24 protein-coding genes are annotated in these 25,910 nt (G+C 54.9%); 10 read left to right on the top strand and 14 right to left on the bottom strand.

Features of this window, described 5'->3' with window-relative positions:
- Positions 1 to 9: 9 nt before the first annotated feature.
- From I6L58_RS06580 to I6L58_RS06540, 9 genes are all read right to left on the bottom strand, one after another.
- Positions 10 to 969: a glycyl-radical enzyme activating protein gene (locus I6L58_RS06580; RefSeq protein WP_088207740.1), complete on the bottom strand. Its 960-nt coding sequence runs from the start codon at positions 967 to 969 to the stop codon at positions 10 to 12.
- Positions 932 to 3,313, bottom strand: a complete 2,382-nt coding sequence (cutC, locus tag I6L58_RS06575; protein ID WP_088207739.1) for a choline trimethylamine-lyase — start codon at positions 3,311 to 3,313, stop codon at positions 932 to 934. Before cutC ends, I6L58_RS06580 begins: the two co-directional genes overlap by 38 nt.
- Positions 3,314 to 3,324: 11 nt before the next feature.
- Complete coding sequence (locus I6L58_RS06570) at positions 3,325 to 3,651, bottom strand: DMT family transporter (RefSeq protein ID WP_072208917.1); 327 nt, start codon at positions 3,649 to 3,651, stop codon at positions 3,325 to 3,327.
- A gap of 15 nt (positions 3,652 to 3,666) precedes the next feature.
- Positions 3,667 to 4,002, bottom strand: a complete 336-nt coding sequence (locus I6L58_RS06565) for a DMT family transporter (RefSeq protein WP_088207738.1) — start codon at positions 4,000 to 4,002, stop codon at positions 3,667 to 3,669.
- 102 nt (positions 4,003 to 4,104) lie between these two features.
- Positions 4,105 to 4,908, bottom strand: coding sequence for a PhzF family phenazine biosynthesis protein (locus tag I6L58_RS06560; protein ID WP_006177046.1), 804 nt, complete (start codon positions 4,906 to 4,908; stop codon positions 4,105 to 4,107).
- Positions 4,898 to 5,566, bottom strand: a complete 669-nt coding sequence (locus I6L58_RS06555) for a helix-turn-helix transcriptional regulator (RefSeq protein ID WP_088207737.1) — start codon at positions 5,564 to 5,566, stop codon at positions 4,898 to 4,900. Before I6L58_RS06555 ends, I6L58_RS06560 begins: the two co-directional genes overlap by 11 nt.
- Positions 5,567 to 6,595: 1,029 nt before the next feature.
- A complete protein-coding gene (locus I6L58_RS06550; protein ID WP_171007391.1) occupies positions 6,596 to 6,745 on the bottom strand; it encodes a hypothetical protein in 150 nt (49 codons plus the stop codon).
- 107 nt (positions 6,746 to 6,852) lie between these two features.
- A complete protein-coding gene (locus I6L58_RS06545) occupies positions 6,853 to 7,275 on the bottom strand; it encodes a DUF2000 domain-containing protein (protein WP_088207735.1) in 423 nt (140 codons plus the stop codon).
- A 45-nt stretch (positions 7,276 to 7,320) separates the two neighbouring features.
- Positions 7,321 to 7,485 (bottom strand): hypothetical protein, encoded by a 165-nt coding sequence (locus I6L58_RS06540; RefSeq protein WP_153681403.1) that lies wholly within the window; start codon positions 7,483 to 7,485, stop codon positions 7,321 to 7,323.
- Between the two features lie 710 nt (positions 7,486 to 8,195).
- Between I6L58_RS06540 and I6L58_RS06535 the strand changes: the two genes are divergently transcribed.
- Genes I6L58_RS06535 through I6L58_RS06525 form a run of 3 tightly spaced genes read left to right on the top strand, consistent with a single transcriptional unit; the run spans position 8,196 to position 12,138 of the window.
- Entirely contained in the window at positions 8,196 to 9,170 is a 975-nt protein-coding gene (locus I6L58_RS06535; protein ID WP_088207734.1) for a GGDEF domain-containing protein, read from the top strand.
- Positions 9,163 to 11,730 carry a bifunctional diguanylate cyclase/phosphodiesterase gene (locus I6L58_RS06530; RefSeq protein ID WP_176399411.1) on the top strand — a complete coding sequence of 856 codons (2,568 nt, stop codon included), beginning with the start codon at positions 9,163 to 9,165 and terminating at the stop codon, positions 11,728 to 11,730. The genes I6L58_RS06535 and I6L58_RS06530 overlap by 8 nt, the downstream gene beginning before the upstream one ends.
- 51 nt (positions 11,731 to 11,781) lie before the next feature.
- The gene (locus I6L58_RS06525; protein WP_006177056.1) at positions 11,782 to 12,138 is read left to right on the top strand and encodes a hypothetical protein; all 357 of its coding nucleotides are present in this window, start codon (positions 11,782 to 11,784) and stop codon (positions 12,136 to 12,138) included.
- A 39-nt stretch (positions 12,139 to 12,177) separates the two neighbouring features.
- Here the strand turns inward: I6L58_RS06525 and betA are convergent, their stop codons facing one another.
- The 3 genes from betA to betI are packed head-to-tail and all read right to left on the bottom strand — an operon-like array spanning position 12,178 to position 15,929.
- On the bottom strand, positions 12,178 to 13,842 hold the full coding sequence (gene betA, locus I6L58_RS06520) for a choline dehydrogenase (RefSeq protein WP_006177057.1): 1,665 nt from the start codon (positions 13,840 to 13,842) through the stop codon (positions 12,178 to 12,180).
- 13 nt (positions 13,843 to 13,855) lie between these two features.
- The gene (gene betB / locus I6L58_RS06515) at positions 13,856 to 15,328 is read right to left on the bottom strand and encodes a betaine-aldehyde dehydrogenase (RefSeq protein WP_088207732.1); all 1,473 of its coding nucleotides are present in this window, start codon (positions 15,326 to 15,328) and stop codon (positions 13,856 to 13,858) included.
- 13 nt (positions 15,329 to 15,341) lie between these two features.
- Positions 15,342 to 15,929 carry a transcriptional regulator BetI gene (gene betI, locus I6L58_RS06510; protein WP_042320939.1) on the bottom strand — a complete coding sequence of 196 codons (588 nt, stop codon included), beginning with the start codon at positions 15,927 to 15,929 and terminating at the stop codon, positions 15,342 to 15,344.
- Positions 15,930 to 16,057: 128 nt separating this feature from the next.
- On the opposite strand from betI, the gene betT reads away from it, so the two are divergent.
- From betT to I6L58_RS06475, 7 genes are all read left to right on the top strand, one after another.
- A complete protein-coding gene (gene betT, locus I6L58_RS06505) occupies positions 16,058 to 18,091 on the top strand; it encodes a choline BCCT transporter BetT (protein ID WP_006177060.1) in 2,034 nt (677 codons plus the stop codon).
- A gap of 138 nt (positions 18,092 to 18,229) precedes the next feature.
- Positions 18,230 to 18,616 carry a type II toxin-antitoxin system RelE/ParE family toxin gene (locus tag I6L58_RS06500; RefSeq protein ID WP_088207731.1) on the top strand — a complete coding sequence of 129 codons (387 nt, stop codon included), beginning with the start codon at positions 18,230 to 18,232 and terminating at the stop codon, positions 18,614 to 18,616.
- Between the two features lie 2 nt (positions 18,617 to 18,618).
- Positions 18,619 to 18,903 (top strand): NadS family protein, encoded by a 285-nt coding sequence (gene nadS / locus I6L58_RS06495; RefSeq protein ID WP_088207730.1) that lies wholly within the window; start codon positions 18,619 to 18,621, stop codon positions 18,901 to 18,903.
- Positions 18,904 to 19,138: 235 nt separating this feature from the next.
- Positions 19,139 to 20,050: a metal ABC transporter substrate-binding protein gene (locus I6L58_RS06490; RefSeq protein ID WP_088207729.1), complete on the top strand. Its 912-nt coding sequence runs from the start codon at positions 19,139 to 19,141 to the stop codon at positions 20,048 to 20,050.
- Between the two features lie 2 nt (positions 20,051 to 20,052).
- Positions 20,053 to 20,856: an iron/manganese ABC transporter ATP-binding protein SitB gene (sitB, locus tag I6L58_RS06485; RefSeq protein WP_088207728.1), complete on the top strand. Its 804-nt coding sequence runs from the start codon at positions 20,053 to 20,055 to the stop codon at positions 20,854 to 20,856.
- Complete coding sequence (gene sitC, locus I6L58_RS06480) at positions 20,853 to 21,710, top strand: iron/manganese ABC transporter permease subunit SitC (RefSeq protein ID WP_006177065.1); 858 nt, start codon at positions 20,853 to 20,855, stop codon at positions 21,708 to 21,710. The genes sitB and sitC overlap by 4 nt, the downstream gene beginning before the upstream one ends.
- The gene (locus tag I6L58_RS06475; protein ID WP_088207727.1) at positions 21,707 to 22,546 is read left to right on the top strand and encodes a metal ABC transporter permease; all 840 of its coding nucleotides are present in this window, start codon (positions 21,707 to 21,709) and stop codon (positions 22,544 to 22,546) included. Before sitC ends, I6L58_RS06475 begins: the two co-directional genes overlap by 4 nt.
- Here the strand turns inward: I6L58_RS06475 and entD are convergent.
- Together entD and I6L58_RS06465 are read right to left on the bottom strand one after the other, a co-directional pair.
- Positions 22,509 to 23,177: an enterobactin synthase subunit EntD gene (gene entD, locus I6L58_RS06470; RefSeq protein ID WP_088207726.1), complete on the bottom strand. Its 669-nt coding sequence runs from the start codon at positions 23,175 to 23,177 to the stop codon at positions 22,509 to 22,511. The genes I6L58_RS06475 and entD overlap by 38 nt on opposite strands.
- Positions 23,178 to 23,417: 240 nt before the next feature.
- The gene (locus I6L58_RS06465) at positions 23,418 to 25,667 is read right to left on the bottom strand and encodes a TonB-dependent siderophore receptor (protein ID WP_006177068.1); all 2,250 of its coding nucleotides are present in this window, start codon (positions 25,665 to 25,667) and stop codon (positions 23,418 to 23,420) included.
- Positions 25,668 to 25,910 lie beyond the last annotated feature (243 nt).

The following is a 25,910-nucleotide window of genomic DNA, read 5'->3' as shown; positions in this document are numbered from 1 at the left end:
TTTTCCCCTTTATCCGGCCAGCGTACCTGATACCCGTACGGGCAGGCCGATATGTTGAGCAATGCGCAGGACGTTATCCAGATTTGCGGAATAACAATTCCACGCGTATTCCCTGTTGAGTAATGTGTATTTCCCTGTCCCAAAGCGATGGTAAGGCAATAATTCAACGCCCAGTACGTTGTCCCGTCCGTGGATTAAAGAATAAATAAGTGTCAATAATTGCTCTGCTGATTCCGGCGCGTCATTAAAATCGGGGATGACCGGGATACGAATAATTATCTTGCGCCCCTCGTCAATGAGTCGGACCAGATTGCGCACGATGATTTTATTGCTGACACCGGTAAAGCGCTGGTGAAGCGCGTCATCCGCGCTTTTAAGATCGTACAGAATAAGATCGCAGCCCGACGTGACCTGATGGAGCGCACGCCAGGAGGCATAACCCGCCGTTTCAATCGTGGTGTGAATATCTTCGGCCTTGAGCCGGGCGATCAGCGCCTGGGCAAAATCCGGCTGGGTAGCCACTTCGCCGCCGCTCAGCGTTACGCCCCCGCCAGACTGCCGAAACCAGATCTCATCAGCCATCACCCGGTCGAACACCGTTTCAACGCTGAGCGGTTCGCCAACCACGTTGAGGGCGGCGGCGGGGCAGCGTTCTTCGCACAGCCCACAGCCCGTGCAACTGCGGTCGCGGTTCAGGCTGTGCAGCCCGTCCTGCCAGCTGTGCAGCCCTGTCGGGCACAGCTGCGCGCATTGTCCGCAGTGCAGGCAGCGTTCGGCATGGAAAAAGATCTCCCGATCGGGGTGAAGCCCTTCGGGATTTGCACACCAGGCGCAGCGCATCTGGCACCCCTTGAAAAAGACGATACTGCGGATCCCCGGCCCGTCATGTAATGAAAACCGCTGAATGTGGGTGATCCAGCCGGTGACCTGTTCAGAAGTGCCGTTGCGTGGTTCGGCTGATAATTTCATCCTGCACCTCCTTACTCAGCTCCACAAAGAAGGCGCTGTACCCCGCCACCCGAATCATCAGATTGCGATAGTCGCCGGGGTTCTGCTGGGCCTGGCGCAGGGTGTCGTCGTCCACATAGCTGAACTGCAGCTGGGCGTTCCCGAGGATGCTGGCCGTGCGCAGCAGGTGGATGAGGCTGTTCTGGCCCTCCGGGGTTTCCAGCATGCCGTACATCAGCTTGATATTGTGCACCATGCCAATATCCATCTCCTCGACGTTGATCCGGCTGACGGAGTTGATGATGGCCGTCGGCCCCAGATAATCCGTCTGTTGAGAGGGGCTGATCCCATCGGCCAGCGGCTTGCCCGCCAGTCGGCCCGAAGGCAGCGCACCGGTGATAAGGCCAAACGGCGTGTTATTCGAGATAGAAAGCGTGCCGAAGGCAAAAGGCGCATACAGCATCCGGTACTGACGGTGCTCCTGCTCCAGGAAACGCACCAGCTCGCGGGCGATCTCATCCACCGCGCGAATGTCATTACCGTATTTGGGCGCCCGCAGGCAGGCGGTCAGAATGTCGTCGTGGCCGACAAAGTTGTGTTCGAGCGCGTCCACCACCTGCTGCAGCGTAAAGCGTTGGGTCTCAAAAACCAGTGTCCTGATGGCCATCAGTGAGTTAACGCAGTCTGCCAGCCCGGTCCAGATCAGCCCCGGCCCGGCGTTGAGCACCGCGCCGCCCTGGGTGACGTCTTTGGCTGTCGCCATGCAGCCGTCGATCAGGCTCGACATCAGCGGTTTTCGGGCGTAATCGGCATGCAGCTTTTGCACAATCAGCGTGGCCTGCGCGGCTTTCCTGACGATGGCGGAGAGTTGCGTGCGAACGGCACGCTCCACGTCGTCATAGCAGCTGAACGCGGACACCTCACCCGTTGCCGGACCACAGGGTTTACCGGCTGACGATCGCCCGTTACGCAGCGCCAGTTCGATGGCGGCGGTGAAGGTGGTGTAACCCACCGACGTCCACTGATACATTTTGCCTGCCTTCTGTGGCTCAACGCAGCCCATCAGGCAGTAGTCGCGGGCATCCTCATAGCTGAAGCCTTTGTGCAACATCATCCGGATATGCGCATCGTCGAAATGGCAGGCCGGGAAACCCATTCCGCTGCGCACCACATCGACCACCTTGCGCATAAAGGGCTGAGGCGACTGGTTGTGGATCCGCACGGCCAGGCCGGGCTGATAGATTTTTAACTGCGCCGAGCAGTCCATGATCATCAGGGTCAGCGGATTGGTGGCATCGCCGCCCTCACGCTTCTGGCCCCCGACCACGAGGTTGATAAACGGCTGATAGCCGGCGAAATACATCGCCGTAGATTCACTGCAAATCCACAGGGTCTCCGCCATCTTGATCAGCCAGCAACAGAGCAGCTCTTCTGCCTGCGCGTGCGTCAGTACGCCGTCATTAAGATCCCGCTCCAGCAACGGCCAGAGGTATTGATCGACGCGGCCCAGGGAGATACCGGTTTGGTTTTCTTCCAGGGTAAAAAGAGAATGGACGAACCAGATAGCCTGCAATGCATCGTGAAAATGGCGCGGCGGCTGTTCCGGTACGCGACGGCAGATGTCCGCCAGATGCCGCAGCTCGTCCTGGCGAAGCGGGTCGCCTTCGGTTTCAGCCAGCTCGCTCAGCCGGGCCGCGTAACGGTGGGCATAGGTCAGCACGCCATCGCAGGTGTGCAGCATCGCCGTGTAAAAGTTGAACGCCTCTGCGCCTTCCGGTGACGCCGGATCAACCGCGGCAAGCCGGGCTGCCGCCTCTTCACGGATCCCTTTTATCCCTTTAGTGAGCAGGATATTGTCGTACCCGGGGCAGGAGTCACCTCCGCCGTTTTGCGTCTTGATGGTCACATCGCAAATGCCGTCGTCGTGACACCACTCCCACAGCCCCAGAACCTGTAGCTGCGTTTGCGCCATCTCATCCAGCGAGCGGCCTTCCCAGTAGGGGAACACCTCTTCGCGAAGCAGGCGCTTTGTTTCGTCATCAATCTGATACGGATCCTGCGCCCGCTGCGGGAGGGTATCCAGCTCGTCGGCGACCCAGCGCCAGCTGATTTCCGGCGATATCTCGCCGCCGCGTGCCCCTCCGGCCGGATGGCTCACGATCAGTTCATTGTCGGCCACATACAGGGGCGCATTCTCACAGGCGCGGCGAAAAGCCAGCGCCCGGAGGAGCGTGTTATCCATGCCCGGGTTTTCTTTATAAACCCGGGTCACGCTGATCGCCCGCCGGGCAGAGACAAAGGGTTTGGCCTGCAGGTAGTTATCGCGAAGCTGGCGCACCCGAAGTGAAAGCGCATCGATTTTCATATTTTCTCCCGTTAAACCGCTATCACAATCAGACCGGCCACGATGCAGCAGATCCCCACCTTTTCCAGCACGCTGCTGCGCATTTGATAAAAGATGCTGCTCATCAACGCGATCATGACAATGCCAAAACCTGACCAGACGGCATAAGCGACGACCGGTGTTACCGCATCCATCAGCATTGACAGGGCATAAAAGGACATGACGTAACAGACCATGCATAAAAGCGTCACGGATTTATTTTTAAAGTTATCCGTTTGGGGTAGCAGTAGCGTACCAATAACTTCCATGGTGACTGAAATAATCAGCCAGAAGAGGTAAGTCAATAGTGTAAACATCATGATTCGTCGCGTGATTTATTTTTGTTTAATGGCCAGGTTTAAAATTACCGTGCCGCTTATCACAAGGCAGACGCCGATCCATGCGCTCTGCGTCAGAATATAATCGAAGCAGCGCGTCTGAATATAGGTAATACTGAGTATGCCCACCGCAGACCAGATGGCATATGCTACGCCAATGTGAATTCTGCGTAACGCGACGGATAAGAAATAATAACTTATGCCATAAAACAGTATTGCCGTCATGCCAATGGTAGGGCGCTGAAAACTATTTGATAACGATAATAACGTTGTGGCAATAATTTCTATGGATACCGCAGCAATAAGCGCGGTAACGCTTTTGGATAACGTCACGGAATAATTCTCATGCTGATTAATAATGGGTTATGTCTTTTTTGCTAAAAAAATAGTAATTCGTCTTTAATAATAATAAAGAAAAAACACACGTCCGTGTGTTTACAAAATATACGCGCCTTCGATAATCAGACATGCCTCACCGGAGAGTGCGACGCGTCCGTTATCTTTTATCTCGCAGGTCAGCTCACCTTTGCGGCTGCCGCCCTGTTGCGCATGAAGCGTTTTTTTCCCGAGCTTCTCACTCCACAGCGGGGCGAGGAAGGTGTGTGCGGAACCCGTGACCGGATCCTCGTTCACGCCAACCTGCGGGCCAAACCAGCGGGAGCGGAAATCGACGTCGCGTGACGCTACCGTGACCACAACGCCGCGGGTATCGAATTTTTCCAGCGCGTTGAAATCCGGCTTCAGCAAATCCAGCGAGTTTTCATCATTAATAACCACGATAAGGTCGGATGCCTGCCAGACTTCGCCCGCGTCCTCGTGAAGCCCCAGCGCCGCGAACAGGCCTTGCGGCGGGGCGATCCTGACGGGCGTCACAAGCGGAAAATCGAGTGTATAAACGCCGTTACAGGCGGTGACGGTCAGCACGCCGCTGCGCGTATGAAAGCGCATCCGCTCGCCCGCCTCGTTACGGCTCAGCAGGACGCTGGCCGCCGCGAGCGTCGCATGGCCGCAGAGATCCACCTCTACCGCGGGCGTAAACCAGCGCAGCCCGAAATCGTCGCCCTGTTTAATGACAAACCCGGTTTCAGAAAGATTGTTTTCCGTGGCGATGCGCTGCAGAACTTTGTCATCCGGCCACGCATCCAGCAGGCAAACCGCCGCCGGATTGCCCGTAAAAGGCCCGTTAGAGAACGCGTCTACCTGGTAAAACGGAATGCGTTGCTGCCCGTTATTTTTCACCCAATACCTCGAGATCGTTATAAACCGTATAACGTGTTATGCCCAAGGCCTGGGCCGCGTGCTGAACGCCGCCCCGCATTTTAAAAATGCCTTTAGCGTGCATTTCAGCAACGATTTTAAGCCGCTGTGCTTTCTGGATTTTCTTACCCGGAACCGAATGCTTATCAATAATTTCCTGAATAGACTGCTCAATCAGGCCGCCGAGATTAATATCCTGTGCGTCGGAGTCAGGGCGCGCGCAGGCCATCACGGCGTCCAGGCTTTTGCGCATTTGTTCATACGGCGAGGTATCGACGTTGATGCAGAAGGCCATCAGGGGAATACCGTCTTCGCTGAAATAGAGCGTCGAGGCGCTGTTGAGGATCTTTCCTGATAACGTCGCGGTTTTATAATCTTTTACCGTGACCGGGGTACTGTCCTGGCGGTTTTTAAGCAACAGGGCGAACCCTTTGTCCTTCTCAGGGCCGGACAGGAGATTGTCACCGGCCTTTCTGCCGCTAACGTGGCCGTTGATGATTTTGACAACCGAGCACTCCGGCCTGGTGAGGTTATGCAGCACCACCTCCTGATTGGCCGATAATGTGCTTGCCAGCGCGTCCATTGCCGCTTCCAGCGGCCCGGAAATCAGTTCAATCTCTTTGGCGTAATCTGATTTCATTTTTACTCCCTCGTATGCAGCGTTGTCAGATGACAGTGTAGACCTTCATGTTGATCGCCATCCCGTACGGTTGAAGGAAATCAGAAAAGCCTGGTCAGGGTAAATTATACGCTCTATGTGTAATAATCAACAAAAAGTTGTATTTGGATATTGCGGCATAAAGCCTTACGGCAAGGGCATGTCGATGGGGACAGAAGGGCGTAAACAGAGGCTGGAGGGCAAACGCGGGACGAATTGTTGAATAATGCTAATCAATGCATTGAGGAGGCCAGAAGAAACAGGCCTCTGCAAGAGAGGCAGACTGATGAACAGGTTGTGATTAACCTATGCGCTTACGGGCTTCACTTTGCCGTGAGGGCAGGTAGTAAAGATACATCGCGCTGTGGAGGTACAGTGCATGTTCTCGGGTTCGGTGTCGCCTGGGCAGCTGGACATGTTCTGCATTACCCGCCAGAGCGTGGCGCTATGCTTATCTATCTGGATGATATTGATTTGCCGTAACTGGTCGGCAATAAGAAAGCCGCTGTTACAGACTTTAATCAAGTCGCCGGTTTTAATGAGATAGTCGCCCTTGTACCAAAGTACATATTTATGATTATGCTGAGTAATGATTGTCGTAAAAAATGTTCCAGTAATTGGACTGACAATGGAGCCTAAAGAAATCCAATTTTTCGACGTTACCATTAATTTACCTTTAATTAAAAACATGCTCTTTTTTAACAGGTTATCTATATTGGTAAAACGTGCAAAATAGTTATCCCCTATCAATTTGATTCTATTGTAAAAGCATCTGGCGGGCATCCTGTCAAATATTTACTCTCAGAAATGCAATAATAAAAAATTAAGTGGAAAAATTAACAAAATGAAGAGCGTATTCACAACATTTCGTTGGTTTTTTTACATGATGGAATAGGTTCACCGACCCGGGCGGATAATAAATGATCAGTGCAATGTGCTTCTTTCTTTCGGGTAGTGCAGCGTTATCGTTGCAATGTCGAGAGCGCTTAAACGAGAAATGCTCTAGCCTGGTTAGTTTTCATCCCAAATTGTTAAAACTTCCTCAACGTTCCTCACGCCGTCCCGGAAATAATTGACGTGGTTTTTTTCCATAAGCACGATTTCAATGCAGGCGATGATCAGAACGATCAGCAGAGAAAAGGTGACAATCTTTTTAATCATAGTGGTGTTCCGTAAAACAAAATCGGTTTATCAACTGAAGAACGGTGCCGCAGGGCGTAACCTGTCACCCTGTGCACCATGCGCAGGATGACATTGTTTCTGGCGACTTAGGCCTGCTTATAGAGAGAGAATTTTTTGGTCACACATGCCATTGAGTCGGTATCGCCGTAAAGCGCGATAGCCACAAACTCGAGCGAATCCAGGGCGGCTTTTTGCGTGTCGCGGATCTGAATTTCGCTGGAAGGCCCCAGCATGGTGGTGGTAAAGAAATTGGTTTCTATGCCCGCCTCCTGACACTTAAGCAGCGCTGTTTTTAATTGATTGCTATTTTTTGCCTGCAGGATCACCACCGGATAGTGGCTAAGCGAGGCACGCAGCCCGCTCTCTGCATTCGGATAATCATTAAACAGCACGTCTTCGGCTTTGCGCATGATACCGGCCGCGACATGGGCGGTGGCATTCAGAAGCAGTGCCGGATCCTGTTGACGATTGACAATGATGTAGAGCTTTTTTTGGTTGTCTTCAAACATACTCCATCCCCGATAACGATGTTCTGATACGCACTGGCCTGGCCATCAATGATGGTGATGGTAGCCATGATAATGTGAGGACTCATGGTGCCAGGAATGATGGTCCGGGTGATGGCGATCGTGGGAAGCGTGCCCGCCGATCACACAGCCACTGAGCATCAGGCTCATGGAAAACAGAGTGGCCTTCAGCAGGGCCTTAACGTTCAGCATTCTTTCTTTACCTCAATGACGGTCCGGATTGCGAAGAAAATACTAACAAAAAGTTGTGTTTTCAACAAATGATTGATTGTAGTTTGACCTGTAACAAAGTGAGTGGTTTTTAGATATCCCGAAGGGGTAGAGAAAATGGTCACCGTAAGGGCAGTGGTAGAGAAGAGGGGTCATGCGACATTTATTACTGAATGACGAGCAGTCGCCGAAATAAAAGAATCAGCTGACGGTGTATTATTATTTTTTTCCTAGTAATAAATGACCATCAAATATAAAAAGGTAAGGGAACGTGAAACGATATTTAACGGAAAGGTGACATTATCCTAAAGCTAAAATTTAGTTTAATTATGCACATTTAGTTGAATTCAGGAGTCGGATTTCCGTTGTTTCGCGCGTTTTATCGCCACTTGCTGTTGCTGGTAGTAAGTATTGTTAAATATTGAGTAACAATTATGAAATATTTAATCATTACATTTAAAATGTATTTATCACTTCAGTCATTCCTTCAATTAACTACTTTTTCTTATTAACAATAATCAAAAATAATAGCGAAATTAATGTGTAAATTCGCAGGGATGACTATTGTTACGGGTAACGCAAAGGTATAGAGTTTTCGACCTGCCAGGGAGATCCGCCTCTCTGGCTAAAAAGATATGACTCTCAACGCGCTCTTTTTGTGAGTTTATATATTGCATATACAGGTTAATGAAATGACGCCACGATTACAGTTCATAATTTCATTTATTATCTTTATTCTTAGCCCGATGTGTCTGTTCATAGGCTATAAAAAAACAGACAAAGAGATGAATGACACTGAGCAAAAAATCAATATCCTGATAAAGAAAAATGCGCTAATCGAGGCGATAGGCGAGGATTTCCTGTACTCTTCCACCCCCAATCCCAATCAGGGGGGAAAGTTGCGCACTACCTATCAACACTATATCACTGCGCTTAAGAGCAGTGCGCTGCCTGCGTCTATCGTTAGCCCTGAACTTGATAAAACGAAGGCGATGATGCTGGCCGCGAGCCGGCATAATATCGCTAAAATGAGGACGTACTTTGCAACGGATAACTTTGCCAGGGAAATTCAATCTGTTAACCAGCGTTCTACCCGCAGAACGACCTGGATTAAGCTATCACTGCTGCTTTGCCTCCCGCTGTTAATTTCCCTGGTGCGGACGGTTTATCATTATTACCTCACCACCCGGTTCAAGTTACTGGCAAAGGATTATTATCGGGACTCGCTGACCAAAGTATATAACCGGAATTATCTGGACGTGGCGTTGAAATCGCACCAGTCGTCACATCTGCTCATCGTAGACGTTGATGATTTCAAACGGGTCAATGATAAATATGGCCACTACACGGGAGATGTGGTTCTGGCGGAAATTGCCCGCAATATCTCTCAGTCCGTCAGGAGTCATGACATTGTCATTCGGTTTGGCGGCGATGAATTCCTGGTCATGCTGCATGACACCACGCTCGAAGAAGCCAAAAAGATCGCGCGCAGAATCGCCAGGCCGGAAAAAAAGACGCTGATGGTGAACCGGGAAGAAATCACCCTGCCGACCGTTTCTATCGGTATGGCTGACTTTAATGATTCATTCGTCAACAGTTTTAATTTAGCCGATAAAGCTATCTATAAAATGAAAAATAATGGCAAGGGAGGGGTATATCATGAGTAATGCGTTTAACGCCAGGATCTATCCTCTGACATTGTTGCATACCATTCTGCTGTTTTTAGCGATCACCTTCGCGACGGTTTTCTGCACCGTGTTCTTTATGCTTAAACATGCCAGTCAGGACATACTGAACACCATGAGCGATAAGATCATCAGCTCAAAGGGGGAAACGATAAAAAATACCATCAATTACTATATTGATACCCCGCGTCAGGTGAATTCCATTATTACGCATGCGCTGCAAAAGAATACCCGCGAGCATGTCGATCTGGTGAAGGTCCGTTCCGAACTGCTCAACGTCATGGAAACCGTTTTTGCAGATAACTATTACTTAAGCTCAACGGCATTTGGATCGGTTGAGGGCGACTATGTCGGTATCGCCAGGGAGTTAAGCGCACAAAACAAAGAATACCTGACGCAAAAGTCAAAAAGCACGGGTAATAACCTGACTTTTTATAGCGGCACCTCGGAAGCCTCAGGCATTGATGATGTGATTTCAGGCTATGATATGTTTCAGCGGCCGTGGTATGCCCAGGTGTATAAAGAGAAAAAATCGTCCTGGACCAATGCCTACCGCGACATGAACTCGACCAGCGCGGTAAGTATCTCTTACAGTTCACCCACCTACGATCTCAACGGGAAGTTCATCGGTGTGGTTTCAAGCGATCTTCGCTTAACGGAGCTCAATAAGTCTCTTGAGAAGATCAAACCCTTTGACGGCAGTATCCTGATCGTGGTGAATGAAAATAATCAGATTGTGGCCGCCTCTGACAGCTCTTTAACCCGGGGAGACAAACATGGGCGATTAACCGATCAGCACGGTTTTGATATCCCCTATTTGAAGGACTCCTCCCTGCCGGTGGTAAAAAAGGTAGGGCAGTTAATTGACCATAAACTACCGGCGCGTGTATCACGTATCAGTGTAAACGATTCGCAGTATTTTGTTCTGGTACTGCCATTAATGGATAATAACCATCTGTTGAACTGGAAAAGCGTGATTATTGTTCCTGAGAAAATCATGCTTAAAGAGCTGGAGAACTTTAAATACCTCGGCTTTTTAGGCTTGTTCGGGATATTTTCGCTTGGGTTAATACTCATACTCGTTGTGGTATCAAAAGTGATATCCCCGCTTCGCGCGATATTAAATAAAACAGATGAACTTACCAGCTACCGCTGGACGTTACCGGAAGATAAGTGGGTTTTTCCCGAAATTGCCCAGCTTGAGCAATCCTTCTGGAAGCTGTCTCGTCACCTGGCGAAAAGTTTCGACGCGCTTGAAAAGCAAATCAACCTGGATGCCACCACGGGACTGCTCACGCGTGCAGGCTTAACCAGTAAAGAGGAAACCTTTGCGCAAAGGAATCTCCTGGCGGTTATCAGTGTTGATAATATGAACGCGATTACAAACTCCCTTGGATATGAGTATGGCAATGAATTTATCCGGGCGTTTATCGATAAAATGCAAACGACTTTTCCTCAGGGTACCCTGATATGTCGCGATGCGGTCGATAAATTCATTGCCATTTTCCCCGGGATGCATCAACACGCTGATGTGGAATGGTATCAACAGCTCATCACCAACCTGTTTACTGATAAATACCACCCGAAGGAGTCCCTGCCTAAGAAGTTTGTTTTTACCGGTTATGCGGGGGCTGTCCTGAGCCGGGTGACGAAAAGTACGCTGACGGAAGCGATAATGAACGCCGGGATTGCGCTCGAATACGCCCGTAAAAGCACGACCTGTCATGCCATGCTGTTTACAGAGTCCATGCACGCTCAGGAAGTCTATAACCTTCAGTTACATGAAAACTTAAGCCGGGGCATCTATAACCAGGAGTTCCATCTGGTTCTGCAGCCTATTGTCGATCTCAGCACCGGGCAATGCACTGAGGGCGAGTGCCTGATACGCTGGCATTCCAAAGAGATGGGGATTGTGCCGCCTGACAGGTTTATCGCGCTTGCGGAAGAGACGGGATTAATATTGCCTTTAGGTAACTGGATTATTGAGCGCGCCTGCCTTGAGCTGGCGGATCTGATTACGCGTGGCGCGTCAGACGATTTTAAACTGCATATTAATATTTCCGCCAGACAGCTGCTGAGCGCGGATTTCGCCTGGTTTTTACTGGACGCCATTAAATCAAACGGTTTGAAGAACCAAAATATTTGCATCGAAATCACCGAAACGGTACTGCTTCAGGAAATTGAGCGTACCCGGAAAACGTTGCAGTATCTTCGCCGACACGGCATCACTGTGGCTATCGATGATTTCGGCTCAGGCTTTTCCAGCCTCTCTTACCTGAATATTTTACCGTTTGACGCGGTGAAGATAGATCGTACCTTTACGGCGGGTGTGTTAACCGATCAAAAATGCGAGTCAATTATCTCCTCTATCGTGACGTTAACCAACGGGTTTTCCGTTCCGCTTATCGCTGAAGGCATTGAAGATGACGCTACACGGTTGAAATTAATTGACCTGGGGTGCATGAAAGCGCAGGGCTATTATTTTAAAAAACCCGCGCCGTTCAGCGACTTTGTATGCAGTAACGGCAACATTATCTTATAAAATTTTTTGCTTCTGAGTGGTTCAGGGGCGCATTACGTAACGGGAAATAACATGAGATTTGTGTGTTTGATCGTCTTCGCCACGATCCTGACGGCATGCGGCGTGCTGCATCCCTTCGGCAATTCCGCGGTGTATCAATCCTATTACGCATCTGCAGAAACGGGGCTGGAGGGGCACTATATCTGTATGCGAAATCTGCTTAGCGCCGCGGGGTATGAGGTGGAAACCATTATTCCCGAGCGGGACAGCCCTAACTTTTTTGATATTGAGAAAGGGGGCGAGCGGATTGCGCAGATAGATATGTATCAGCTGACGGGGGAGAAGGGGATTAGCATCACCCTGATTGCGGGGTCGAAACAGACCAGCGCGGACATTGACCGGACGATCGCCTCGTGCGTTAACGATTAAGCGGTAACAGGGGCCTGCGTTAGCAAGCCCCTCGGCACGTTACCGGCGCACCGGTGCGCCGTTCGCCACATAATAGGCTGCCGTGCTTTTCGCCAGCGGCTCGCGCCCGCGGATCGCATCGGCAATTTTCTCGCCAATCATAATGGTGGTGGCGTTCAGGTTGCCGGTGATGATTTGCGGCATGATCGACGCATCCACCACGCGTAACCCTTCCAGCCCGTGAACACGGCCTTCGCCATCTACCACCGCCATCTCGTCGTAGCCCATCTTGCAGGTGCCGCACGGGTGGAAGGCGGTTTCAGCGTGGTTACGCACGAACTCGTCCAGCTGCTCGTCGGTCTGGCACTCCACGCCCGGGCTGATTTCCCGGCCACGGTATTTGTCCAGCGCGGGCTGGTGCATGATCTCGCGGGTGATGCGGATCGCGTCGCGAAACTCCTGCCAGTCCTGTTCGTGGGACATGTAGTTAAACAGGATCGCCGGATGCTGATGCGGGTCGCGGGATTTGATCCGCACGTGCCCGCGGCTCGGCGAGCGCATGGAGCCGACGTGACACTGGAAACCGTGCTCTTTCACCGCGTTCGAGCCGTTGTAGTTAATCGCCACCGGCAGGAAGTGGTACTGAATATTCGGCCACGCGAACTCCTCGCGGCTGCGGATAAACCCGCCCGCTTCGAAGTGGTTGCTTGCGCCCACGCCGGTGCCGCCAAACAGCCACTCCGCGCCAATTTTCGGCTGGTTCCACCACTGCAGGGCAGGGTAGAGGGAGACCGGCTCTTTGCACTCGTACTGGAGATACATCTCCAGGTGATCCTGCAGGTTCTCACCCACGCCGGGTAAGTCATGCACCAGCGGAATGTCGAACTGCTTCAGGAGTTCAGCGTTGCCCACGCCGGAACGCTGAAGGATCTGCGGAGAGGCAATCGCCCCCGCGCACAGCAGCACTTCTTTGTTCGCCGTTGCTTTCGACGGGATAGTGCTTTCGCCCTCCAGCCACTCGACGCCCACCGCACGTTTGCCGTCAAAGATAATGTGATCGGTCATGGCGTGAGTACGGATGGTCAGGTTCGGGCGCGGTTTCGCCTGGTCCAGATAGCCGCGTGCCGTGCTGGCGCGTCGGCCCTGCGGCGTGACGGTGCGATCCATCGGCCCGAAGCCTTCCTGCTGGTAGCCATTGAGATCGTCGGTGCGCGGATAACCCGCCTGCACGCCCGCTTCCACCATCGCCTCAAACAGCGGGTTCACGCCCGGTTTGGAGGTGGTAACGCTCACCGGACCGTCGCCGCCGTGGTAGTCATTCGGCCCCACGTCGCGCGTCTCCGCCTTGCGGTAGTAGGGCAGGCAGTTGAGATAGCTCCAGTGCTCCAGCCCGGCTTCCTTCGCCCAGTTATCCAGATCCATGGCGTTACCGCGCACGTAGCACATGCCGTTGATCAGCGATGAGCCGCCCAGCCCTTTACCGCGTCCGCACTCCATGCGGCGGTTGTTCATATACGGTTCTGGCTCGGTTTCATACGCCCAGTTGTAGCGCTTGCCCTGCAGCGGAAACGCCAGCGCGGCGGGCATCTGGGTGCGGAAGTCAAAACGGTAATCCGGGCCGCCCGCTTCAAGCAGCAGTACGGTGGTGTTCGGATCTTCAGTCAGTCGTGTTGCCAGCACGTTGCCGGCAGAGCCGGCTCCAATAATGATGTAGTCAAATTGCAAATAAACCTCCCGGTTAAAATATGGACTGGAATTTACCCATCTCAACCTGGATGGACTTCACCTGGGTATAGCTCTGGAGCGTCATCACCCCGTTCTCGCGGCCAATGCCGGAGTGTTTATAGCCGCCGACCGGCATCTCCGCAGCGGATTCACCCCAGGTGTTGATCCAGCAGATGCCCGCTTCGAGCTGGTGGATTGCACCGTGGGCGCGGTTCAGATCGGCGGTGACGATGCCCGCCGCCAGGCCGTAGTCGGTGTCGTTGGCGCGACGAATGGCTTCTTCGTCAGTGTGATAGGTGAGAATGGACATCACCGGCCCGAAGATCTCCTCGCGCACGATGGTCATCTCGTCGGTGCAGTCGGTGAACACGGTCGGGGCCACCCACGCGCCGTTGTCAAAGCCTTCACCTTTCAGCACGTCGCCGCCGCACAGTACGCGCGCGCCTTCCTCTTTGCCTTTGGCGATGTAGCGCAGCACGTTGTCGCGGTGCGGGAAGCTGACCAGCGGGCCAAAGTTGGTGTTTTCATCGAACAGATCGCCCGCACGGATGCGACCCACGCGCTCGACAATTTTCTGCTCAAATGCGGCTTTGTATTTCGCAGGCACAAACACGCGGGTGCCGTTGGTGCACACCTGGCCGGAGCTGAAGAAGTTGGCCATCATGGCGATGTCTGCCGCGAGATCGAGATCCGCATCGTCGAAAATAATCAGCGGTGATTTGCCGCCCAACTCCATCGTCACCTCTTTCAGGGACGAGGCCGCCGAGTTTGCCATCACCTTTTTGCCGCTGGCGACGCCGCCGGTAAAGGAGACCTTCGCGATGCCCGGATGTTCGGTCAGGAACTGGCCGGTTTCTGCCCCGACGCCCGGCAGGACGTTAAACACGCCGTCCGGCAGGCCCGCCTCGGTGTAAATTTCGGCAAGCTTCAGGGCGGTGAGCGGGGTGACCTCGCTCGGTTTGAAGATCATCGCGTTGCCCGCCGCCAGCGCCGGCGCGGATTTCCACAGGGCGATCTGGATCGGGTAGTTCCACGCGCCGATCCCCGCCACCACGCCTAACGGCTCGCGACGGGTGTAAACGAACGAGGTGTCACGCAGTGGGATCTGGCTGCCTTCCAGCGCCGGGATCAACCCCGCGTAGTACTCCAGCACGTCCGCACCGGTGACGATGTCCACGGTGCTGGTTTCAGAAAACGCTTTACCGGTATCCAGCGTTTCGAGTTTTGCCAACTCGTCGTTACGCTCGCGCAGGATCTCCACGGCGCGGCGCAAAATGCGCGAACGCTCCATAGCGGTCATCGCCGCCCAGATCTTTTGCCCGCGCTGTGCGCTTTCTACCGCGCGATCGACATCCTCGCGACCTGCGGCCTGCACCGTCGCCAGGACGTCACCATTGGCCGGGTTGATGGTCTCGAAGGTGCGACCGCTGGTGGCGGATGTATAACCACCATTGATATAAAGCTGCTGTTCTGCCATTCGGGACATACTTTCTCCTCGGTTAATCGGTCGGTAAATGCTGGCTGATAAAGTGGCTGGTGAGCGACTGGGCCAGGGTTTTATCCAGCGGTTTGCCGCTGAGGGCAGCGCGTAGCCACAGCCCGTCGATCAGGGCCGCCAGCCCGTAGCCTGCCTCCTGCGCCTGGTCACGCGGCAGTTCACGACGAAACTCGTACACCAGGTTCGACAGCAGGCGGCGGCTGCTCACCTGCTGCAATCGGTAAAGCATCGGCTGGTGCATGCTGCTCGCCCAGAAGGCCAGCCAGGCTTTCATTGCTGCGCTGCTGACCTGGGTTTCATCGAAGTTGCCGCTGACAATTGCCTGCAAACGCTGTTCGGCGCTGCCGTGCGGCAAGGCGTGCAGGCGGTTCAGCACCGCGTCGCGCAGCTGGCCCGTGATGTCGCGCATGGTCGCTTCCAGCAGGCCGTTTTTGTCTTTGAAGTAGTGGCTGATGATCCCCGTGGATACCCCCGCCCGGCGGGCGATCTGCGCCACGGTGGCGTCGTGCATTCCCACTTCATTAATTGCTTCCAGCGTGGCGTCGATCAGCTGCCTGCGCCGGATCGGCTGCATCCCCAGTTTGGGCATTTTTGCCACTCCATTCATCAGCGTTGGTAATACATTAAAGCGGTTTTTGATTGGACGTTCAATATAAAATGTGTCTTAATTGTTGCGGATTTGGATTTCAATAGTTACAAAAACAGTGGGGATACTGGATGACAGACCTTTCACAGGACAGAGAAAAAGACAAAATCAACCCGGTCGTTTTTTATACTTCCGCCGGGCTGATTTTGTTGTTTTCCCTGACGACGATCTTCTTTCGTGATTTTTCTGCCGAGTGGATCGGGCGCACCCTCAACTGGGTGTCGAAAACCTTCGGCTGGTACTATCTGCTGGCGGCGACGCTCTATATCGTCTTCGTGGTGTGCATTGCCTGCTCGCGCTTCGGTTCGGTGAAGCTCGGGCCAGAGCAGTCAAAGCCCGAATTTAGCCTGCTGAGCTGGGCCGCCATGCTGTTTGCTGCAGGCATCGGTATCGATTTGATGTTCTTCTCGGTGGCCGAGCCGGTGACACAGTATATGCAGCCGCCGGAAGGGGCGGGGCAGACCATTGAGGCCGCGCGCCAGGCGATGGTCTGGACGCTGTTCCACTACGGCCTGACCGGCTGGTCGATGTACGCCCTGATGGGGATGGCGCTCGGATACTTTAGCTATCGTTATAATTTGCCCCTGACCATCCGCTCTGCGCTCTATCCGATTTTCGGCAAAAAAATTAACGGGCCGATTGGGCATACCGTGGATATCGCGGCGGTGATCGGTACCATCTTCGGCATCGCCACCACGCTGGGGATTGGCGTGGTGCAGCTCAACTACGGGTTGAGCGTGCTGTTTGATATTCCGGATTCGATGGCGGCCAAAGCGGCGCTGATTGCGCTGTCGGTGATTATCGCCACCATTTCGGTTACCTCCGGCGTGGATAAAGGGATCCGCGTGCTCTCCGAGCTGAACGTCGCGCTGGCGTTGGGGCTGATACTGTTCGTGCTGTTTATGGGCGACACCTCGTTCCTGCTCAACGCGCTGGTGCTTAACGTCGGCGATTACGTGAACCGCTTTATGGGCATGACGCTGAACAGCTTCGCCTTTGACCGCCCGGTGGAGTGGATGAACAGCTGGACGCTGTTCTTCTGGGCGTGGTGGGTGGCCTGGTCGCCGTTTGTCGGCCTGTTCCTGGCGCGTATTTCGCGCGGGCGCACCATCCGCCAGTTCGTGCTGGGAACGCTGATTATCCCGTTCACCTTTACGCTGCTGTGGCTGTCAGTGTTCGGCAACAGCGCGCTGCACGAGATTATTCACGGCGACGCGGCGTTTGCCCAGGAGGCGATGGCGCACCCGGAGCGCGGCTTCTACAGCCTGCTGGCGCAGTATCCGGCGTTTACCTTTAGCGCCTCCGTGGCGACCATTACCGGCCTGCTGTTCTACGTCACCTCGGCGGATTCCGGCGCGCTGGTGCTGGGGAACTTCACCTCGAAGCTGAAGGACATCAACAGCGACGCGCCAAACTGGATCCGCATCTTCTGGTCGGTCGCCATTGGCCTGCTGACGCTCGGCATGCTGATGACCAACGGTATTTCCGCCCTGCAGAACACCACGGTGATCATGGGGCTGCCGTTCAGCTTTGTTATCTTCTTCGTGATGGCCGGGCTGTACAAATCGCTGAAGGTAGAGGACTACCGCCGCGAAAGCGCCAGCCGCGACACCGCCCCGCGCCCGATGGGCTCGCAGGACCGCCTGAGCTGGAAAAAACGCCTGTCGCGCCTGATGAACTACCCCGGCACGCGTTACACCAAACAGATGATGGAGACGGTCTGCTTCCCGGCAATGGAAGAGGTGGCCCAGGAGCTGAAGCTGCGCGGCGCGCACGTCGAGCTGAAAAGCCTGCCGCCGGAAGAGGGCGAAACCCTGGGGCACCTGGATCTGCTGGTGCATATGGGCGACGAGCAGAACTTTGTCTACCAGATTTGGCCGCAGCAGTATTCCGTGCCTGGGTTTACCTATCGCGCACGTAGCGGGAAATCGACCTACTACCGGCTTGAGACGTTCCTGCTGGAAGGCAGTCAGGGCAATGACCTGATGGATTACAGCAAGGAGCAGGTGATTACAGACATTCTGGATCAGTATGAACGGCACCTGAACTTTATCCACCTGCACAGGGAAGCGCCGGGAAATAGCGTGATGTTCCCGGATGTCTAAACGGATTCTTAAAATACTTTTAGACTGTGTATAAATACAGTGGTAAGGCGCAATATGGCTCCCGGACGAGTCATATTGCAGTAAAAGCCTGATGTTGATGCATTCAGGCTTTTGCTGCATTCAGGGAAGGAATCATGAATGAGCCACGCGTTAGAATTTATCGAGACGTCACTTTTTACCCGGCAGATCAAAAGTATTGCTTCGGATGATGAATTAAAGGATCTCCAAAAGGAACTCATTGCCTGGCCTGATAAAGGTGACGTGATCCAGCATACCGGAGGCTTGCGTAAAATAAGGATGGCCGCAGGGTTAAAGGGGAAGAGAGGAGGTGCCAGAGTCATTTACTTTTTGGCCACGGAAGAGGTGATTTATCTCATCATGGCCTATCCAAAAAATACGAAGGACACTCTGACAGAGACAGAAAAAGCACAGCTTAAAAAGCTCACCTCTGTTCTTAGAAATACTGCTTCCAATGCCCTTGATGAGAGGTGTACTATGTACCCCAATCAGGTAAGTGGAGGTTGAGAATGAGTATTTTTGAAGAACTGAAATCTTCGCTTGAAGAGGCTGTTGAGATCCATAGCGGAAAAAAAACACCCTCCCGAGTCACCCGCTATGAAGTCGCCGATGTTCGTGCAATCAGAGAACAGCTTAATGTTACGCAAAGCGAAATGGCAAAGGCGCTCGGCACTAGCGTTGATACCATAAAAAGCTGGGAGTCTAAACGTCGTAACCCAACGGGGCTGGCAGCGAAAGTCCTTAATGCGATTCGTGATAACCCTGCGTTTTACAGCGCGCTTGCTGGGCAATAAACCGCTTTCTGTCGGGTGGTGACCATGATTTACCTGGCCTGAACTCCCTTACCGTAGGCCTGATAAGCGAAGCGCCATCAGGCGCAGTTAAACGCCGTCAAGACTCCCGCCTTTTCTAATCCTTTTGCTGACATAACTTTAATGATAACCATTTTCATTTAAATATAGCCTGTGCTATACAATATAGCACGGGCTAATTATGCTTTGATTTTAACCATATCAGGAGACGTCTGCGATGCACCCACTGCAAGGATTGAAAAGACTGCTGCTTAGCGCGCTGTTTACCGCCGTGACCACCACTGGCGCGGTAGCGGCTGAAAAGTTCCAGGTCATCACCACCTTTACCGTTATCGCTGATATGGCGAAAAACGTGGCAGGGGACGCCGCAGAGGTCACCTCTATCACCAAACCGGGCGCGGAAATCCATGAGTATCAGCCGACGCCGGGCGACATCAAGCGCGCTCAGAAGGCGCAGCTGATCCTCTCGAACGGCATGAACCTTGAACTGTGGTTTAAGCGCTTCTATCAGCACCTCAACGGTGTGCCGGAAGTGGAGGTGACGAAAGGCATTACGCCGATGGGCATTACCGAAGGGCCGTATAATGGTAAACCGAACCCACATGCGTGGATGTCACCCGATAACGCGCTGATCTACGTCGACAATATCCGCGACGCGCTGGCGAAATACGATCCGGCTAACGCCGATACCTATGCCCGCAACGCCGAGGCCTACAAGCAGAAAATCACCCGCACCCTTGAGCCGCTGCGCAAGCAGGTGGCGGAGATCCCGCAAGACAAGCGCTGGATGGTGACCAGCGAAGGGGCGTTCTCCTATCTCGCCCGGGATCTGGGGCTGAAGGAGCTGTATCTCTGGCCGATCAACGCCGATCAGCAGGGCACGCCTCAGCAGGTGCGTAAGGTCATCGACAGCGTTAAGACGTATCACATTCCGGCGATATTCAGCGAAAGCACCGTCTCCGACAAACCTGCACGGCAGGTGGCGCGCGAAACGGGTATCCACTACGGCGGCGTGCTGTACGTGGACTCCCTGAGCGCGGAAAACGGCCCGGTGCCGACCTATCTTGACCTGCTGAACGTCACCACCCGCACCCTGGTACAGGGCATCCGCGACGGCATGAAGGAGTAACTATGCACGAGGGGATTGTCGTAAAGGACGTCACCGTCACCTACCGCAACGGCCATACTGCGCTGCGCGAAGCGTCGTTCAGCGTACCGGGCGGGTCGATTGCCGCCCTGGTCGGGGTGAACGGGTCCGGTAAATCGACGCTGTTTAAGGCGGTGATGGGCTTTGTGCGCGCCACGGGTACGATTTCCATTCTCGGGATGACGCCCTCGCTGGCGCTGCGCAAGAATCTGGTGGCCTATGTTCCGCAATCCGAGGAGGTCGACTGGTCATTTCCGGTGCTGGTTGAGGACGTGGTGATGATGGGGCGCTACGGCCACATGGGGTTTATGCGCCGTCCCAAAGAGAACGACCGGCGCATCGTGGCGCAGGCGCTGGAGCGTGTCGATATGCTCGATCTGCGCCACCGGCAGATTGGTGAGCTGTCCGGCGGGCAGAAGAAACGTATCTTCCTGGCGCGCGCCATCGCCCAGCAGGGGGAGGTGATCCTGCTCGACGAGCCGTTTACCGGCGTGGACGTCAAAACCGAGGCTAAAATCATCGGCCTGCTCCGCGAGCTTCGCGACGAGGGCAAAACCCTGCTGGTGTCGACCCACAACCTGGGGTCCGTGACCGAATTCTGCGATTACACGGTGATGGTCAAAGGCACCGTGCTGGCGAGCGGCCCGACGGAAACCACCTTCACCGCAGAGAACCTTGAGCGCGCGTTTAGCGGCGTGCTGCGCCACGTGGTATTGAGCGGCTCGGAGGAGCGCATCATCACCGATGACGAGCGGCCCTTTGTCACGCACCGCCGGGAGGGAGCATGAACGCGCTGCTGGAACCGTTTGGCTATGAGTACATGCTCAACGCGATGTGGGTCTCGGCGATGGTGGGCGGGCTGTGCGCGTTTCTCTCGTGCTACCTGATGCTCAAAGGCTGGTCGCTGATCGGTGATGCGCTGTCGCACTCGATTGTGCCGGGCGTTGCGGGAGCGTATATGCTCGGGCTGCCGTTTTCGCTCGGGGCATTTTTATCCGGCGGGCTGGCGGCGGGCAGTATGCTGTTTCTTAACCAGCGCAGCCGCCTGAAGGAGGATGCGATAATCGGCCTGATCTTCTCTTCCTTCTTCGGGCTGGGGCTGTTTATGGTGTCTCTGAACCCCACCTCCGTGAACATCCAGACTATCGTGCTGGGCAATATCCTCGCCATCGCGCCGGAAGATATCCTCCAGCTGTCGATCATCGGCGTGGTATCGATGCTGGTCCTGCTGTTCAAATGGAAGGATCTGATGGTCACCTTTTTCGATGAGAACCACGCGCGGGCGATCGGCCTGCGTCCGGAACGGCTGAAGATTTTGTTCTTCACGCTGCTGGCGGTCTCGACGGTGGCGGCGCTGCAAACCGTCGGCGCATTCCTGGTTATCTGCCTGGTGGTGACCCCCGGCGCGACGGCGTGGCTGCTCACGGACCGTTTCCCGCGGCTGCTGATGATTGCGGTTGCCATCGGGAGTATCACCAGCTTCCTCGGCGCGTGGGCGAGCTATTATCTCGACGGCGCGACCGGCGGCATTATCGTGGTGGCGCAGACCCTGCTGTTTCTGCTGGCGTTTGTCTTCGCGCCGAAGCACGGCGTACTGGCTAACCGCCGACGGGCGCGTGCGGCGCTGGAGGTACAGCCATGATGACCCTGTTATTAGAACCCTTCCAGTTTGCGTTCATGAACAACGCATTGCTGATTTCGCTGATGGTCGCCGTTCCCTGCGCGCTGCTATCGGTGTTCCTGGTGCTGAAGGGCTGGGCGCTGATGGGAGATGCCATGAGCCACGCGGTCTTCCCCGGAGTGGTGCTGGCGTGGATGGCCGGTATGCCGCTGGCGGTCGGGGCTTTTGTCGCCGGGTTGTTCTGCGCGGTAGCAACGGGTTATCTCAAGGACAACAGCCGCATCAAGCAGGACACCGTGATGGGCATCGTCTTTTCCGGTATGTTCGCCGCCGGGCTGATTTTGTACATAGCCGTGAAGCCGGAAGTGCACCTCGACCATATTCTGTTTGGCGATATGCTGGGCATTAACGGGGCGGACATGCTGCAAAGCGGCATCGTCGCCGCGCTCATCGCGCTGGTTATCGGCGTGAAGTGGCGGGAGTTTCTGCTGTTTTGCTTTGATTATCAGCAGGCGCAGGCCAGCGGATTACGCACGCGCTGGCTGCACTACGGCTTGCTGTGCATGGTCTCGCTGACCATTGTCGCCACGCTGAAAGCGGTGGGGATCATCCTGTCGATTTCACTGCTGATTGCCCCGGGGGCGATTGCGGTGCTGCTCACCCGACGCTTCCACGTCGCACTGCTGGTGGCGGTGGCGGTCTCCGGGCTGGTGTCGGTCAGCGGGGTATATCTCTCGTTCTTTCTCGACAGCGCGCCCGCGCCGACCATCGTGGTGCTGTTCGCGCTGGTGTTTATTGTCACCTTTGCGGCAACCAGCGTTAGCGCGAAGCGGCGGGAACGGGCGGGAGCAGTGTGATCAGCGTGTTGCCGTCGCGCAGCCAGTACAGCATGAAGGCATCATCCTGCGCAAACCCCGCCAGCGGGCGGGTCAGCGCCAGCGTCAGGCTCGTCTTGTCGAGCGCCGTGACGCGGGCGCTCTCAAAGCCCATCATCGCGTGAACCTGTGAAAACAGCGCCTTAAAGAGGCTCTCTTTGGCGCTAAACGCCAGCGTCAGCGCCTGCGCAAACGGCAGGGCGGTGTGGCGCAGCAACGCGTCCTCGGCGGGACTCACTATCCCGTCTTTGATCTCTTCCGCTTCGTCATCCGCGAGGATGATTTCCCCGTCGATACCCGTAAGCCCGCTTTGCGTGACAATGGCCAGCGCCCGCGTGGCCGTATGGCTGATGCTGCCCGTCACGCCGACAGGCCACAGCGGCTCCCCGCTGCTGCCGATAGCCGGTATGGATATGATGCCGTAGTCCCGCAGGGCATGGGCGGCGGCGAGGCGGCCGGCCAGGTGTTCGGCTTTCCGTTTGGGCGCGGCGTGAGCCAGCGTATTGTGATGGGGGAGCCAGAGAAGATCGGCGTCGGTGACGGTTGCAGGGTTGAAGATGATTTGATGGACCGCGTGTCCGGCAAGACGAAATGTGGAGTGGGTGGTGCGCATATTTTTGTCCTGACGTTGTGGAATAGTGCGGCCTGATGCCCTCACCCCGACCCTCTCCCACAGGGAGAGGGAGAGGGAGAGAAACGAAACCCCGCTCGCTCTATCAACTCCCTCTCCTCTTAGGGGAGAGGGTAGGGGTGAGGGGGAACATGCGGCCTGATAGCGCCACCCGGGCACTCTCCCTCAAAAACAAGAGCAAAAATTAAAAACGGCAACCGAAGTTGCCGTTTTGCGTTCACCTTAGAAGTGCGTATTCACGCTCATGTACCAGGTTCGGCCTGGTTCATTATACGTATAGGCACCCGCCCCGTACATATACGCCCCGGTAGTGGCGTTGCCGGTAGTCTGGGCATTCCCCGCGCGCCACTGGCGCTTGTCGAACACGTTATCCACGCCGCCGGTCAGGCTGACGTTTTTGGTCACGTCCCAGGTCGCGCTCAGGCCAACAATGCTGTACGGGCTGACTTCGTCTTTCTCAGACCCGGTAACCGGCTGGCCTTTATAATTGTACTTCTTCGGCTGCTGCTTGCCGTACCAGGTGAAGGTCGACTGCAGGGAGACGTCCTGACGCACCTGCCAGCTCAGCGTAGAGTTCAGCGTGTACTCCGGGATAATCGACAGACGGTCGCCGGTCTCTTTGTTCTTACTCTGCAGCATGTAGGTAATGTTGTTGGTCCAGTTGATCGTGTCGCTGACCGGCACGTTCAGGGAGCCTTCAAGACCTTCTACCACCGCTTTCGGCACGTTTTCCCACTGATAGATATCGGTGGTCACTTTGCTGGTGGATGTCTGGCCGATTGGTGCATAGCCCGCTTCAATCTTGTCGCGGTAGTCGTTGCGGAACCAGGTCACACCGGCCAGCCAGCCGTCGTGTTTCCACTCAAGGCCAATCTCTTTGTTGATGCTGGTCTCGGCTTTCAGATCGTCGTTACCCATCATGTAGCAGCCCACGCCGTCGGAACTTGCGTAGCAGCCCTGGCCTTTACTGTACAGCAGGTAGTTCGGGTTGGTCTGATACAGGCTCGGGGCTTTATAGGCGCGCGCGATACCCATCTTCAGGGTGAAGTCGTCGCCCAGACCTTGCGACAGGTTCAGGGACGGGCTCCAGTTGTTGCCAACGATGGTGTGATGGTCGAAGCGCAGCGCCGGGGTCAGCATGGTGCTGTCGGTCAGCTCCATGTTGTTCTCGGCAAACAGCGAGAAGATCTCCGCCGAGGAGTACGGGCTGCGATCGTCGCTCATGCCGGGAATGGTGCCGCCCTGCTGGGCCTGCGTATTAGAGGTCGAGTCCTTCATACGCTGCTGGTTCCACTCGGTGCCGAGCGTCAGGTTCTGGTTGACGAGGAAATCAATTGGCAGGTTGATCTCACTGTGCAGCATCACGTCGGCCAGGTCGGTGTCGGTGAATTTATTGCTGTTGAACAGACCTTCAAGGCCGCCCGCCAGGCCTTCACCCAGACGCGAGTTGCGGGTGTGCTCGTACTGCGCCCAGTTGCTGGTGGTAATGCCGTTATCCCAGCCGCCGTTCCAGGTCACCGCGAAGTTCTGGCGATAAATACGGTTAGTCTCTTTACCGTAGTTTTTCTTCACCAGGCCGCTTGAGCTGTTGTCGTTGTTGGTGTTCTGGGTGTCGCCGGCGTAAAGGTTGTTCTGGCGGCTGTAGCCCGCCTCAAACTCCAGGGACTGCATAGGCGCAAAGTCCCAGCGCACCACGCCGTTGATGTCTTTGTTCTCGACCCCTTCACGGCCTGCCGGCAGCGTGTCGGCGTAGGCACCGGTACGGTCGGACTGATGGCCCTGGTTAATGTCCCATGCATCGGCCTGGGTTTTATCGAGGTTACCAAACATGCGGAAGCTGAAGTCGCCGCCCAGTGGGCCGCTCAGGCTGAAGTTGGTGCGCTTGGTAGACCCTTCGTCCTTGTGTTCCGGGGCGTTCAGGTAGGTGTTCCAGGAGCCATGCCACTGGTCATCGAATTTTTTGGTGATGATGTTCACCACGCCGCCTGCCGCACCGTTACCGTAGCGGGCTGCAGCCGGGCCGCGGATCACTTCGATACGTTCGATCATCTCTGGCGGCACCCAGCCGGTGTCACCGCGGGTATCGCGCTCACCGCGCCAGCCGAGTCGGATCGAGTTGCGGCTGGTAACGGGCTTGCCGTCGATCAGGATCAGGGTGTTTTCCGGCCCCATGCCGCGAATGTCGATCTGACGGTTGTTGCCGCGCTGGCCGCTGGTGGAGTTACCGGTCAGGTTGACGCCCGGCATGGTGCGGATGATTTCGGCGACGTCGCGAGCGGGCGGGTTTTTACGGATTTCATCAGCCGTGATGGTTGATACGCCGGGTGCCTGCAGGTTCTGCTCTGCGGCGGTGATCACCATCGTGTCTTCGTGCTGCGCGCTGGCGGCGGTGTCGTCAGCCAGCGCAGGCATCGCGACGCCGTAAATCCCTAAGTTGACCAGCAAGGCCAGGGAGTGAATCTTCTTATTCATTGTACGTCCTGCTTTTCGCGCCGCATCCCCTGGTCTCCGTTCCCGAAAGGGAGAGGAGGCGGCATGTTGTCACCCGCCATTGCGTAAGCAGCCCTGTCCTCGAGCGCACACAATTCGTGGCATGATTAATTTATGAGCGCGCTTCCCACAGCGCGGGCACTACGCTATTGCAAATGCAAATAGTTATCAATAATATTATCAATAATTTTTGTCTTACAACAAAAAATGACTCGTTAAACATGA

Source organism: Enterobacter cancerogenus (genome assembly GCF_019047785.1).
GTDB lineage: Bacteria > Pseudomonadota > Gammaproteobacteria > Enterobacterales > Enterobacteriaceae > Enterobacter > Enterobacter cancerogenus.
Note: the sequence above shows the minus strand (reverse complement) of the source record. Positions and strands in the feature narration are given on the sequence as shown.